This is a genomic window from Streptomyces sp. NPDC002092 (genome assembly GCF_053593775.1).
Genome location: NZ_JBSFDG010000016.1, coordinates 39,690 through 53,540, shown reverse-complemented (window position 1 = coordinate 53,540; position 13,851 = coordinate 39,690). Strand labels below are relative to the sequence as shown.

General features: G+C 69.3%; 10 protein-coding genes and 2 pseudogenes. 2 read left to right on the top strand and 10 right to left on the bottom strand.

The features are described 5' to 3' along the window. Window positions 1–41: 41 nt before the first annotated feature. The gene (locus ACWCRD_RS32525) at window positions 42–830 is read right to left on the bottom strand and encodes a DeoR/GlpR family DNA-binding transcription regulator (protein ID WP_450969319.1); all 789 of its coding nucleotides are present in this window, start codon (window positions 828–830) and stop codon (window positions 42–44) included. 498 nt (window positions 831–1,328) lie between these two features. Between ACWCRD_RS32525 and ACWCRD_RS32520 the strand changes: the two genes are divergently transcribed. Then, complete coding sequence (locus ACWCRD_RS32520) at window positions 1,329–1,865, top strand: hypothetical protein (protein ID WP_450969318.1); 537 nt, start codon at window positions 1,329–1,331, stop codon at window positions 1,863–1,865. Between the two features lie 38 nt (window positions 1,866–1,903). Here the strand turns inward: ACWCRD_RS32520 and ACWCRD_RS32515 are convergent, their stop codons facing one another. Then, window positions 1,904–2,470 carry a dihydrofolate reductase family protein gene (locus ACWCRD_RS32515; RefSeq protein WP_450969317.1) on the bottom strand — a complete coding sequence of 189 codons (567 nt, stop codon included), beginning with the start codon at window positions 2,468–2,470 and terminating at the stop codon, window positions 1,904–1,906. 494 nt (window positions 2,471–2,964) lie between these two features. Then, window positions 2,965–5,049, bottom strand: a complete 2,085-nt coding sequence (ligA, locus tag ACWCRD_RS32510; RefSeq protein ID WP_450969316.1) for an NAD-dependent DNA ligase LigA — start codon at window positions 5,047–5,049, stop codon at window positions 2,965–2,967. 335 nt (window positions 5,050–5,384) lie between these two features. Between ligA and ACWCRD_RS32505 the strand changes: the two are divergent. Next, window positions 5,385–5,552 (top strand): annotated as a pseudogene (locus ACWCRD_RS32505) (fic family toxin-antitoxin system, toxin component); the annotation flags it as partial. A 278-nt stretch (window positions 5,553–5,830) separates the two neighbouring features. Here ACWCRD_RS32505 and ACWCRD_RS32500 read toward each other — a convergent pair. From ACWCRD_RS32500 to ACWCRD_RS32470, 7 genes and pseudogenes are all read right to left on the bottom strand, one after another. Then, entirely contained in the window at window positions 5,831–6,283 is a 453-nt protein-coding gene (locus ACWCRD_RS32500) for a hypothetical protein (RefSeq protein ID WP_450969315.1), read from the bottom strand. Continuing rightward, window positions 6,280–6,801: an RNA polymerase sigma factor gene (locus tag ACWCRD_RS32495; RefSeq protein ID WP_450969314.1), complete on the bottom strand. Its 522-nt coding sequence runs from the start codon at window positions 6,799–6,801 to the stop codon at window positions 6,280–6,282. Before ACWCRD_RS32495 ends, ACWCRD_RS32500 begins: the two co-directional genes overlap by 4 nt. After that, complete coding sequence (locus ACWCRD_RS32490) at window positions 6,782–7,234, bottom strand: DUF3995 domain-containing protein (protein ID WP_450969313.1); 453 nt, start codon at window positions 7,232–7,234, stop codon at window positions 6,782–6,784. The genes ACWCRD_RS32495 and ACWCRD_RS32490 overlap by 20 nt, the downstream gene beginning before the upstream one ends. Window positions 7,235–7,392: 158 nt before the next feature. Next, window positions 7,393–7,878, bottom strand: a pseudogene (locus ACWCRD_RS32485) (integrase core domain-containing protein); the annotation flags it as partial. Window positions 7,879–8,059: 181 nt separating this feature from the next. Next, window positions 8,060–9,190 (bottom strand): GH12 family glycosyl hydrolase domain-containing protein, encoded by a 1,131-nt coding sequence (locus ACWCRD_RS32480; protein ID WP_450969312.1) that lies wholly within the window; start codon window positions 9,188–9,190, stop codon window positions 8,060–8,062. A 239-nt stretch (window positions 9,191–9,429) separates the two neighbouring features. Further along, window positions 9,430–10,452 (bottom strand): LacI family DNA-binding transcriptional regulator, encoded by a 1,023-nt coding sequence (locus tag ACWCRD_RS32475; protein WP_450969311.1) that lies wholly within the window; start codon window positions 10,450–10,452, stop codon window positions 9,430–9,432. 444 nt (window positions 10,453–10,896) lie between these two features. Next, window positions 10,897–13,815 (bottom strand): glycoside hydrolase family 48 protein, encoded by a 2,919-nt coding sequence (locus tag ACWCRD_RS32470; RefSeq protein WP_450969310.1) that lies wholly within the window; start codon window positions 13,813–13,815, stop codon window positions 10,897–10,899. Between the last annotated feature and the right edge of the window lie 36 nt (window positions 13,816–13,851).

The following is a 13,851-nucleotide window of genomic DNA, read 5'->3' as shown; positions in this document are numbered from 1 at the left end:
CCGGCTCTGCCCCTTGAACGTCACGGGAGCAGCCTGCGGAGTCAGGCGCGGATGACCTCGACCCCGGCCGCCGTGAACGACTCGGTCAGCTGGTCCGAGGCGGTCTTGTCGGTCACCAGGACGTCGATGTCCTCCACCGGGCAGATGCGGGCGAAGGCCCGGCGGTCCAGCTTGGAGGCGTCGGCGACCGCGATGACCTGCTGCGCGCGGCGGGCCAGCGCCCGGTTGATGCTGGCCTCACCCTCGTGGTGGGCGGTCGCGCCGTGGGCCACGTCGATGGCATCCACCCCGAGGAAGACCTGGTCCAGCGCGATCTCGGCGAGCAGTTCGGTGGCCAGCGGCCCGATCAGCTCGTAGGAGGCCGGCCGGGCCACTCCACCGGTCACCACGAGCTTCACGTGGCGCCGTACGACCAACTCGTTCGCGATGTTCAGAGCATTGGTCACCACCGTGACCGCTGTCTCCGCACCGCCGGAACTCAGATCGGCGCGGGTGGCCAGCGCCCGCGCCACCTCGGTGGTCGTGGTGCCGCCGTTCAGCCCCACCACGGCGCCGGCCTTCACCAGCGCGGCGGCCGCTTGCGCGATCCGCTCCTTCTCCGGAGCGTTGCGCGCGGCCTTGTAGCGCAGGGGCAGATCATAGGCGATCGCGTTGATGACCGCTCCGCCATGCGTGCGGGTGACCATCTGCTGGCGAGCCAACTCGTCGAGGTCGCGCCTGATGGTCGCGGCGGAGACCCCCAACTCCTCTGCGGCCGGCTCGACTTCGATCCGCCCGTCGCGCGTCAGCATCTCGAGCAGCGCGCTCCACCGGGCCTGCGGTGCCGCCATGTCTCACAACTCTCTGTCGGTGGTGCACGCCACGATGTGCGCAGCTCCATGAAATCACAGCGCATGAATGGGTGTTTTATGGACGTCAAACGAGCAAAAGACTGCACCTTTCCCAAGCCTTTCCTGCTCCTTCGCCACCCCCGCCGACCGCAATCGGAGGTTGGGACCGAATTTCTCCTCCGCGACCTTCGACGGCCGCTGGACCCTCCGGAAGATGGCCGACTGCGGGGGAGGGGTGTACTTGACGTATCTGATGGCTCCGGCCACCTGAGCTGCGGCGGGATTGAGGTCTGGGCCGTTGTGCGGATGGTGCTGCAGCCGCCTGGTGAGCCGACGCGGACGCGATGAAACCGCGGTGCATGGCACAGCGTCCTTGTGCCCAAGACCGGAAGATCGTGTCCGAGATACGTCGTCTTGGACCTGTGCGAACGTTTTGAGAGAGGTGGGTTCGAAATGATAAGCCGGAACGGTTCTCTGTATCGCGGTGCCACTGTGGGGATGGCCGCTGCCGCGGTGGCCCTGCTCGCGAGCTGCACGCAGCACGGCAGCACCGCGACCAGCAGTACTCCGAACGCGGCGCACACGCCTACTTCGTCGGCCGTGGCCGCCCCGGCGGCGAGTGCGTCGGCCGGGCAGACGGCCGCCGGCTCTTTGCCCCAGGCTCACGGCTGCCGATCGCTGCCGGCGGCGCCCGCCGTCAAGCTGAGCGTCACGGCGGCCTACCGCAGACACGCTCAACCGCCTCTCACCCACATCGCCCCGGTCAAGGGCACGTTCTACTACGGCAGTTGCAACGGGACCTTCTACGCCGGAACCCGCTTCCAGCTCACTCCCGGCAGCACGGAGGCGGAGCAGGTCGCCCTGCAGGATGACGGAGCGGCGATGAAGTACTTCACCGACCGCCCGGGCGCCGGTTGGCGCTACGTGGCCAGCGACAGTCTCCCCGCCAATGCTCGGGGATGTGCCGCCATCACCCAGATCCCGGCCCACCTCGCCGCCCTGTGGAACGACTGCCGGTCCACGGCAGACCAATGACGATCCGTGGGGGTGATTCACTCGTCGGGTGCTGCTGCTCAGCGCCTCGTCTCGTACCTCGTCAGCACCACGCCGCCGGGAAACGTCCGCGTCTCCACGAGGTTCAGGTTCACCCAGGTGTCCAGCGCGGTGAAGAACGGCGTGCCGCCGCCGACCAGGACCGGATGGGCGGCGATCGCGTACTCGTCGATCAGCCCGGCGCGCATGGCCGCCCCGGCGAGGGTCGCACCGCCGATGTTCATGGGGCGGCCGTCCTCGGCCTTGAGCCGGGTGATCTCGGCGATCGCGTCGCCGGTGACCAGGCGGGTGTTCCAGTCGACCTTGTCGATCGTCGAGGAGAACACCACTTTCGGCGTGTCCCGCCAGTTCCGCGCGAACTCGATCTCCGCCGGGGTGGCGCCCGGCTGCTGGTCGCCGGCCGGCCAGTAGGAACTCATCGTCTCCCACAGCTTGCGCCCGTACAGCGACAGGCCACTCTCCTGCTCGCGGTCGAGCCACCACTGGAACAGCTCGCTGCTCGGCGGTCCGCTCCAGCCGATGTCGTCGCCGGGCGCGGCGATGTAGCCGTCCAGGGTCAGGTTCATGCCGTAGATCAGTTTGCGCATGGCCCAGCCTTCCGTCCGTGGGTGTCCGGCGTATGGACCGGCGCGGCGCGGGAAACTCATCGGTGCTCGATCCGAGCTCGCCGGCACTACTCGGGCTCGGGGCTCAAACCCCCGCACCCGAATCCACTGTGCCTCCTCATGAGATCTGCCGCGCGGGCGACGGCAATTCCTTCTCGACTCGCGCATAATTGAACATGTTCAAATCCTGTGGTGCTCCTGCCATTGTGGGCACACGAGCCGCCGCGGACACGGGAAAGCCCCGACTGGACGGGGGAGACCAGCCGGGGCCGTAAGCGGTGACGTGCGGAGGGCGGTCGCCTCTCGGCGGAGGGCTCCATGAGGCTTCAGCCGAACGATCGTCCCCATGGGCTACAGGTGAGGCCCGGGGACACTGTCCCCTCCGCAGCCACGTCCAGATGAACGGTCAAGCGTTCCAGGGTGTTCCCGGCCTGCTGCCTCTGCGGCGGTGAGCTGGGGCACACCTGCCGGAGAGCTCAGTCGACGAAATCGGCGACCAGGGCGGCGAATTCATCCGGGGTCGCCAGGCGGATGCCGAGGGTTTCGGCCTTGGTGCGCTTGGATCCGGCGCCGTCGCCGGCGACCACCAGGGTGGTCTTCTTGGAGACGCTGGAGGAAGAGCGGCCGCCCGCGCGCTCGATGAGCTCGTTCATCTGGTTGCGGCTGAGATTCTCCAGCACACCGGTCATCGCGCCGGTGACCACGACTGTCATGCCGGCCAGCGGCCCGCCTGCCGCATCCCCGCTCCCATCGGCGCCGGTGTCCTCCGTGGTCGGCGTGGGCGGGGTGGCACCGGGCTCACTCATGTTCACTCCGGCGGCGGCGAGCTTGTCGATGAGCGGGGCGAGTTCGGCCAGTTCGGTGACGATCGAGGGGGCCTTCTCGGTTCCGATGCCCTCGACCTGCTGCATCGTTTCCGCGTCGGCGGCGCGGATGTGGTCCATGGTGGCGAAGTACCGGGCGATGCGGCGGGACATGGAGCGGCCGGTGCCGCGCACCCCGAGCGCGCACAGCACTCGCGACAGCGGCTGCCCCTTGGCCGTGTTGATCGCGGCGAGGAGGTTGTCGGTGCTGGTCTCGCCCATCCGCTCCAGTGCGAGGAGCTGGTCGCGGGTGAGGGTGAACAGGTCGGCGAGATCGGTGACCAGGCCCGCCTCGACGAGCTGGACCACACGGGTGGCGCCCAGGCCTTCGATGTCGAGCTGGTCGCGGCCGGCCGCATAGGAGACAGACGCGACGAGGTGGCAGTTGCGGCCCTGTTCGCACCGCCAGCGTTCCTGGCTGGCATCGATGGCGGATCCGCAGCGCGGGCACACCTCGGGGAAGACGATGGGCTGCTCGCCGCCGGTGCGCAGGTGGGCGACCGGGGCCTCGATGCGGGGGATGACGTCGCCGGCCCGGTGGACCATGACGTGGTCGCCCAGGCGCAGGTCGCGGCGGGTGATGTCGGCCGGGTTGTGGAGAGTGGCGTAGGTGATGGTGGCGCCGTCGATCTCCACCGGCTCCAGCACGGCGCGCGGGGCGATGATGCCGGTGCGGCCCACGTTCCACTCCACCTCGAGCAGCCGCGTGATCTTCTCGACGGCCGGCAGCTTGTAGGCGATCGCCCACCGCGGAGCGCGTGAACCCGACCCTGCAGTCTGCTGGTCGGCGGCCAGGTCAGCCTTGATGACGATCCCGTCGATCCCGAACGGCAACCCCGCCCGCAGCGCGGCGATCTCCTGCACTCGGGCCAGCACCTGCTCCACGGTGTCGGCGGTGACGCCGGGCACCGCGGTGGCAGCGGTGGTGTTGATCCCGAACGCGACGGCGTGCGCCATCAGGTCGCTGTGCGCGCTCGCGGCCAGCCGTGCGGCGAGTTCGGTCTCGGTGTCGGCCATGGGCAGCAGGCCGTAGCCGAAGAACGTCATCGGTACGGTGTAGGAGCGCTCCTTGGCCCGCAGGGTACCCGCAGACGCGCCGCGCGGGTTGGCGAACGGCTGCCCGCCGTGCGCGGTGCGCACCTCGTTGGCGTGCTCGAACTGGGCGGTGGTCATCAGGACTTCGCCCCGCACTTCCACCGTGACCGGCTCGGCGAGTTCGGTCGGCAGGCCCTCGATGGTGCCGATCGCGTGCGAGACGTCCTCCCCGGCCGTCCCGTCCCCCCGGGTGATCAGCTGTCTCAGACGGCCGCTCGTGTAGCGGGCGGCGACCGCGAGCCCGTCCAGCTTCGGCTCGACACTGAACCGCTCGACCTCGTGGCCTATGCGTCGGGCCAGAGAGGCGGCCCAGGAGGTGAATTCCTCCGGCGAGAACACGTTGTCCAGGCTCAACATCGCCACCGTGTGCGGCACATCGCCCTCCACGGCGCCGCCGGCGACCTTGCCCGTCGGCGAATCCGGCAGCACCCGGTCAGGATGTTCGGACTCCCATGCGGCGATGCCCCGCACCAGCCGGTCGTAGGCGTCGTCATCCAGGGGAGAGGAGCCGCCCCCGTAGTAGGCGGCCGACGCCTTCACCGCGTCCTCGACCGCCTGCGCGTAGGCGGCTACATCCGTGATCACAGCTGCAGGTGTTGTCATGCCCTTCATCCTGCCTGCCACCACTGACATTGCCCGATGCGGCGGGACCGCCCCGACGGGTGTCCGATCGCGGCTGCAGGCCACCCCCGAGCCGACGCAGGGAAGACACAGAGAGGATGGCGGGTCGACGACGAAATCGCGGAGCTTGCCACGGCGCGGGCCAGGGACCGCGGCATGAGCGTCGGCGACTACATCGCTGCTCTCGTGCGGGAGGACTTCGGCGGGATGCGGCAGTGAGGCCTGGACGCGGCCAGGCGCTTCCTCGACGAGCACCAGGCGGTCTTCGACGAGGCCGAGGACGCCGACCGCGGCTCCTCAGGGGCACACGCCGCGTAATGGACCTGTACATCGACATCCCCTGGATCCTGCAGGTCGCGGAGGTCGCCGGCGCGGCGGATCCCGCCCCCGACGACTACGGGGTACCCCTGGCCGCCGTTGCCTGCCACAGAGCCGAAATTCTGGAAACTCCCCTTTTTGAGGGCCCCGTGTCGAGGCGGTGCGCCGGGTCGGGCGACGCCACCGCTTAAGGGACTCGCCCAGTGCCCCGGCGGTAGGGGGCCATGTCCTTCGGACACACCCGACTGCCTGAAACAGCCCCGGGCCGTGGCCACCCGCTACGACAAGCGCGGCTATGTCTTCCTCGGTACAGCCACCGCCGCAGCCCTGGTCATCTGGCTCCGGACGTGATCTCCCGGCAACCACTGTGGAAGCTCTCCGTGGTCGTGCCGACCTGGTTTCCGGTGAATCAACGCGCTCGGTGAACAGGGGAGACGCGTCCGGCTCACAGCAGGGCCGTCAGCTTCTCCACGCTGCGGCTGCCCTCACGACGTACGCCCAGGGGGATCAGGGCGGCGCGGGACGGCAGCCGCACGCCACCGGTGAACGCTACCCGCGTGCCCGGGCCTTCGGGCGTCGCCGCCACGCCGATCAGCAGGAACCGGCTCTGCAGCCAGCACCAGCCCGGCCGCTGCACCCCGCGCAGCCGGGCCCGCATTCCGTACCTGCTGCGGGCCAGCGCCTCGACGCGATCGCCCTGTCGGCGGACGACGCGCAGGCGCTCCATGTCGGTCACGACCTGTCCGAACCCGCCCTCCAGGTCGCCCAGCAGAGTCCAGACACGTTCGAACGGTGCGTCGACGTGCGCCTCGGTCACGTGGGCGCCGCGGATGCCGGCGGCCAGGGCGTGCAGGCGGCGTACGGGGTCGAGGTCCGTGGTGGGCCAGAGCTCGTTCATGACGTCCACGCCTTCCGGAAGGTGTCGCGGGCCCGGTGCAGCCGCGACTTGACGGTGCCCGTGCGCACACCGAGCAAGGACGCGGCAGTGCGCTCGTCCAGGCCCTCCACGTCGCGCAGCATCAGCACCGCGCGGTGTTCGGGGGAGAGCCGGTCCAGTACGTCCCTGATGTCGGCGGAGAGTTGGGGGTCACCGCGGGCCGGGAGCGCGCTGAGGTCGGCCGGTACGGTGCGGGCGGCGCGGTGCGCGGTGCGCACCGCTTCGCGCACGGCGATGGCACGGACCCAGCCGTGCAGGGCGGCCGGGTCCTTCAGGGTGCGCAGTGACTTGAAGACAGCCACCAGTGCCTCCTGCGCCGCGTCCGCCCCTTGGTCCAGGGCGATGGGCGCGCAGACGCGACCCACGTACGGAGCGAGGAGGTCCAGGAGTTCGGTCATGGCGAGGGTGTCGCCGCGCTGGGCGGCTCGCACGAGCTGGACCGTCTGCTCATCGCGTCGCTCATCGGGCACGGGCCTCATCCTTCCACCGCGCCACGCGCAGGGCGGCGATGGCCAGGACGGCGCACAGCGGGGTGTAGAGCGCGAGGTTCAGCCAGTAGAAGGGGGTGCCGGTCTCCTTGGCGAACAGCCAGTAGATCCCCGCGAGAGCGCGCAGCGAGAGGCCTGCGGCCACGGCCAGGGTGCCGAGACGGAGGACCGGGTGGCGGGGGCGGCGGGAGTGGGCGAGGACGAAGGCGGACGCAGTGAGGAGGAGGGCGACGAGAGGGAGCAGGATCGGCGGTGTGAACGGTACGTCCGTACCGAGAACCGCTCGGGACAGGCTCCCGTCGTCGGCCGCGGGCCAGGTGGCGCCCGTCGCCCAGTACAGGTGGAGCAGGGCGTCCACGGTGAGCACCGAGGTGACGAGCGCGGCGGCGCGGGTGGGCGCGGGGGCGTTGGTCCGATACGACATGGGTCCTCCTGCGGTGACTTCGGGAATCCGTCCCCCTCCAGAGGAGCCGTCCATGCGAAACGTTCCGTCGCGGTAAGCAAATTCTTCCGAAGCGCGCGAGCCCACCTGGCCCGGCCGACCCGCGTCCGCCCGGGAGACGTGGGCGGGCAGCGCTGGGCCCGACCCGCAGGGTTGTTCACGCGGGTGATGGGTGGCTGGCCGCCGAGTGCGGTGTGGCAGCGGTGACGGTTGTAGGTGTCCAGGAAGTCCGCCAGGGCTACGGTGTGTTCGGGGTTGCTGGTGTAGGGCCGCAGGTAGGCCCACTCGTCGAGCAGGGTGCGGTAGAAGCGTTCGACCTTGCCGTTGGTCTGCGTCCGGTAGGCGCGGGTGAGCTTGCCGGTCGCGCCGAGATCGGCGAGTGCTTGGTGCCAGGCGAAGCCCTTGCGGTAGGGCCAGGCGTTGTCGGTCAGGACCCGCTCGATGTGGTCGAAGCCCATGTTGCTGCGCAGGGGGCGGCCGGCTTGCCGGCCCAGGACCTTGTGGCCTCCGCCGTCGGGGATCCGGCCGAGTTTGCGGTCCTGGCGCAGTCGGCAGACACGGGCCTCTGCGGTCGCAGGGGTGCGGTGCGGTGTCGTTCGAGGTCGGCTGGAGTGGTCGTGCAAGCCAGTGGTGCAAAGGTTGCCGCCGATTTTCCGTCGGGCCGGGGCCGGGAGTGTCGACGGCGGGGGAGAAGGGCTGGATGTGATCGGCCTCCTGCTCGGTGGGTAGTGGGCGGCAGGTGCGGGGTGCGGGGCCCGCCGGTCCGCGGGGTGGAAGTGGGCGGGCCCCGGTGTGGGTGGGCGTAGGTCAAGCGGTGGTGCAGGCGGTGCCGTTCAGGCTGAAGCCGGAGGGCTTGGCGTAGGTGCCGCTGTAGGTGCCCTGGAACCCGAAGGACGCCTGGCCGCCGGCGGTGATCTGCTCGTTGTAGCCGACGTTGCCCGCCGTGACAGCTCCCGATGAGGGAGAGACGTTGGCGTTCCAGGCGCTGGTGATCTGCTGTCCGGAGGGCAGGGCGAAGGCGAGTTTCCAGCCGTTCACCGGGGAGGAACTGGTGTTGGTCACGGTGACATCGGCGGTGAAGCCGCCCTGCCAGACGTTCGTGGCGTAAGCCACCTTGCAGGCCGCGGAACCTCCGGGGCCGCCCGGGTCACCGGAGGAGCCCTTGTTGACGGTCGAGGAGAACGAGGTCAGGGCGAGGCCCGTGCCGTTCTGCCAGGGTTCGAAGCCCGCCTGAACACTCGTCAGGTACCAGCTGTTCTGCGCCAGTCCGCGGGAGACGGCCTGCCGCGCGAAGTCCATGACGTCGAAGGACCAGCTGCTGATCGCCGACGGTGCTACGAACGACAGCACGTCGTTGGAGCCGTTGTTTCCGGACCACACCTGCCACTCGCGCCCGGCCACGGTGGTGGTGCCGACCGGCGATCCCACGGGCTGGACGGATCCGACCCTGTTGAACCAGATCATGATCTCGGTTCGGTTCACGCCGTCGGTGCGGGGCGTGGGGTCGAGCCAGATGTCGTACGCGGCGTCGTACGCCGCGTCGTTCACATAGCTGTAGGAGGTGCTCGTGGGCGCGCTGGAGATGGTGCTGAGCTGGGCGGGGAGGTTGGTCCCGGGCGAGCAGTTGGTGTAGTGGCAGCCGTTGTACACGGACGGGTACGACTTCGGAGCGCCGTTCGTGGGGACGGATCCGTCGGCCTGAGTGATCCTGAACCCGGAGTCGGTGACGGCGATGCACTGCGTGGCGCTGGTGCCCCAGCGGTTGTTCTGGACCACGTAGCGGCCCTGGATGGTCGTCGATCCGAATGGTTCGCAGACCGTGGTGTCGGCCTGAGCCCCCGACGCGGTGGTCAGAAGCGCGGCGAGCGAGACGAGCGAGGTGAGCAGCGCGCCGAGCACACCCCTCGCGCTGTGGGCATGGTGTCGTGAAGGTCGCATGCGGATCCTCTGGGGGGAGGGATGGGGGATGGGGGGAATAGCGGGAGTGCTGCCATGGACGGCGATTGGGAGCGCTCCCATTCCGCGGTTCGGCACGGACACTAGAGACGGTTCAGGTCCATGACAAGACTCTCGACGCAAAGAGGGGCGAGCCGATTTGGGAGCCGCAGGTCAGAAACGGGTCTGCGTCACATCGTGCGACACGAGGAGCGTTCCGCGGGGGTGTCGTCCAGCGACGGTCACGTGGACTCGCGCACCATCAGCTCCGTGCGGAGGATGACGTGCCGCCAGGCCACGGCGCCCTCCTCCATCTCCTCCAGGAGCAGCCGGACCATGGCCCGCCCCATCGCCTCGATCGGCTGCCGGACCGTGGTCAGTCGCGGTGTCGTCCGCTGAGCCAGCGGAAAGTCGTCGAAACCGATCACGGCTACGTCCTCGGGCACCCGCCGCCCAGCCGAGTGCAGAGTCTCCAGAGCTCCCGCGGCCGTGGTGTCCGACGCGGCGAGGACACCGTCGATCTCCGGATGCCGCCGGAGGAGCGCGGCCATGGCACGGCGTCCGCTCTCCGTCGAGAAGTCACCCTCGGCGACGAGGGTCTGCTCGCCCTCCAGGCCCGCCAGGGCCAAAGCCTCCTGGTAGCCGCGCAGCCGGCACTGCGTCACGTACATGTCGGTCGGCCCGGTAATGGTGGCGATCGCTCGGCGGCCCCGCTCCAGCAGATGGGAGACGGCACTGCGGGCTCCGCCGACGTTGTCCACGTCCACGTAACTGACGTACTCGTCGCCGGAGCGGCGGCCCAGCAGCACGGTCGGCAACCGGGCCTCGGCAAGCATGTCCGGCAGTGGATCGCCGGCGTGCACGGACATCAGCAGAACGCCGTCGACCCGGCCGCCGCGCGCGTACTCGAGGAAGCGCTGCCGCTCGGCATCCGAGCGGACCAGGGTCAGCATCAGCTGCATTCCGGTGTCGGACAGCGCGTCCCCGAGCGAGCTGACGATTTCGGAGAAGAAGGGCTCGGCAAACTGCCGCCAGTCCGGTTCCGTCATGACGAGGGCGACCGCGTCGGCCCGCCGCCCGGCCAGGGAACGGGCCGCGAGGTTGGGCACGTACCCCAGTTCCTCGATGGCTCGCTGTACGGTCCGGCGTGTCGACTCCTTCACGCCTGCCGCGTTGTTGATGACGCGGGAGACCGTGCCCCGTCCCACCCCGGCGCGGGCAGCCACCTCCTCCAGCGTCGGCGTCCCCGGGCGCCTTCTGCCCATGACCACCTCCCCCACGAGATCACCGATCTTACGGGGGCGGAGGCGCGAGCACACGACTTTGCCAGGGGCACGGGAACCGGTGAGCGGTCTGGCCGCATGGATCAGGACAGTATGTCGTTTCCCTCCCGGGGGAGTGGGCCTCGCCTGTCGCGGCTGGTCGGAGCTACAGGGCGCTGCGCCTGCCCTGTGCCTTGACCGTCATGGCACGGCATGGACGGCCGACTGGTCAGTTCCCGAGCGTTCACCAGGACCTGTGTGAGCTGGGAGCGCTCCCGTCCACGGCGGGGTGGGCGGGCACGCCTCTTGGGCATCGCCGGTCGGCGGACGCCACCGACGCGCTCCGGTCGGCGTGACGGCCGGGCGGTCCCCTGTGCGGGTGGGGCCGCCCGGCCGGGTGACCCCGTCTCCTTGTGACGGGGTCGCGCACGCGGAGCCAGGCGTGGGCTATTCGAGTAGCTCCGCGTACGAACCCATGGCCAGGGCGATGTCCGCCTGGGCCCAGAACCGGTGGTAGGTGAAGACGGGCGCGGCGCCGCCCTTGAGATAGGCCTCGATCTTCGACCACGCAGGGTCGTTCTTGTAGAAGGACCTCAGCGAGAGGAAGGTGGACGTGGAGTTGATCGCGTCCCCGTTCGGCATCGTGCCGGTCCAGCCGCTGGGCACGTAGACGCTGTCGTTGAACCGGCTGTAGTCGGTGCGGGTTTCGGGGACGGCGATGCCCAGGCTGTCCTGGTAGTTGTTCCACATGCCGTCCAGCAGCGCCTTCGCCGTGGACTTGGCGGTGGCGTCACCGGACTTGGCGCCGTAGTACGTCAGGACCTTGGCGTACGCGGCGGCCACGCCGACGTCGTTGGTGTAGTCGGCGACGGTGACGTGCAGTCCGCTGTTGGAGCCGGGACTCGCGGCGTTCCAGGTGTCGGGCTGGCCGGACCACTGCAGCGTCGAGGGGATCTGGTAGGTGCCGTCCGGGTTGATCGTGGTCTTGGACAGCGCCCACTTGACCCACTTGTCGAGGACCGCCTTGGCCTGCGCGTTCCCCGTCTGCTGGTAGAGCTCGGCGACCCGCTCCATCGACCAGGCCTGGAAGCCGAACCACTGGTTGGACGGCGGGTCGTGGTACACCGGAGCCTCGTCGTAGTACATGCCGTAGAACGTCGACTTCCCAGCCGGTGGCGTCGCGTACCGGCCCGCCCAGCTGTTGGTCGCGCCACCCGCGATCCCACCCTCGGACGACTGCAGCCAGCGGTAGAACTCCAGCTGTCGCTGCAGCGACTTGGACCAGTCCGTCGCCCCGGTGGCCGACTTGGGCTTCAGGTCGGCGTAGGAGCTGAGCGCGAAGGCGGCCAGCGGGTTCTGGTAGCCGCTGTGGGCGTAACTGGAGCCGATGCGCCAGGCCCAGCCGCCGCTCGTGTCGGTCGAGCCGCCCCATGCGTAGTACCAGGACAGCAGGTAGTGCGAGGCGTCCTTGCCGGTGCCGGCCGGGCAGGTGGACGGACCGACACAGTTGCCGATCTTCTTGAAGTACTTGTCGTACATGGCGTAGCGCAGGTAGTCGCCCATCTTCGCGGCCTTGCCGACGGTCGCGGAGACGTCACTGCCCTTGCCCTGCTGCTTGGCCCACACGTCGGCCCAGTACGCGGCCTGCACGGCACGTGCGTCGGCGTCCGGGGCGTCGGTGAACTTCCACTGCTTGGCGTACGACGAGTCGCCGGTGAAGAGGTCCAGGTAGCCGTTCTTGCCGCCGTACTTGAAGGCGTCGCAGGTCGGCTGCGGCACCGTCTCCCACACCGACTCCTGCGGACCGCGCTGGAAGGTGTTGATGTACGACGGACCCTTCGCCGTCGGACCGCCCTCGCAGGTGCCGCCCGGCGTGTTGCCGTAGCCGTAGGTGTTGTCGACGTCCTGCAGCCAGTGCATGCCGTAGACATCGTCCGTGTTGTACGTCGACTTCAGCTCACTGGCGAGGGGGTCCGAACCGACCGACACGGAAGGGTCGAGCTTCGACGGATACTGGTCCGGCGTGTCCTCCTCGGGAGCGTAGGTGGCCGGCTTGGAGGCGTTGTAGAAGGAGTTGGTCGGCTGGTCGGCGTGGGTGGGGATCATGTACTTCTCCATGAGGGCCCACGCGCCGTTGAACTTGGACCAGTCACCGGTGACCTTGCCGTACATCGCCTGCAGCCAGAGCAGATAGCTGTAGGCCTCCGAGGTGGTCTCGTGGCCCTGGTCCGGGGCCTCGACGATCAGCGTCTCCACCGAGTGGTACGGGATGCCGTCGGGGGAGAAGTAGCCGTTCGCCGGGTTGGTGATCTTCCCGTAGAGGTCCAGGAAGCGGGCGTCGTACGCCTTCGTGCCGCCGATCTGCGTCACGGTGACCGTCGCCTTGGACAACCCGGCGGCCGTCGACTCGAAGGACGCCGAGCCGGTGCCGGAGCTGTCGGCGGTGATGGTCACCTTCTGCGGAGTGCTCCAGTTCGACGGCGTGAAGGTGAGCGAGGCGCCGCCGGTCACCGACAGGCCCGAATTGCCGCCCGCTCGCGTGGTGTTGACGGTGACGTTCGAGGATGGCTGGGTGGACAGCTTCACCTCGTACGTGCCTGATTTGCCCTGCTGTACGGCGAGCTGGTTCGTCGACGCCACCACGGCGGGACCCGAGGCGACCGTGATGCCGACGGGGGTCGACTCGGCGGACGCGCCCAGGCTGTCGTAGGCCTTCGCCACCAGTGAATGATTGCCCACGGTCAAACCGGAGGCGGAGAGCGTGAAGGGCGCGCTGGTGTCCGTGCCCAGCAGGGTCGTGTCGTCGTAGAACTCGACCTTGCTGATCGTCGCGTTGTCGGCCGCCGCCGCGGTGGCCGCGAGCGGGACCGCGTCGCCCTGCGTGTAGACCGCGCCCGCGGTGGGGCTGGTCAGCACGGTGACCGGCGGCTGATGCGCGCCGGCGCAGGTCGTACCGTTGATCGCGAAGCTGGTCGGGGCGGTGTTGGCGCCGCTGTAACTGAACTGCGCGCCGGTCGAGACGGCGGCACCCGCCGCGATCGTGCCGTTGTACGAGGCGTTCTTGACGGTGACCGCCGAGCCGGACTGCGACCAGGTGCCGTTCCAGCCGTTGCTGAGCTTCTGGTTGCCCGAGTAGTCGTACGTCAGCGTCCAGCCGTCGATCGCGGCGGTCCCGCGGTTGGTGATGGTGAGGTCGGCGGTGAAGCCGGAGCCCCAGTCGTTGGTCTTGTAGTCGACGCTGCACTGAACAGCGGCCGCCTGCGCGGTGGTTGCGCCGGCGGCGAGCATCGACAGGGGCAGGGCGAACGCTGCCGCCAGGGCGGTCCACATCCGCCGTACGGCTCTGCGTTTACGTCCGGGATCCATGTGCTGGTTCCTCCTTGATCACGCGACTCGTGGGGA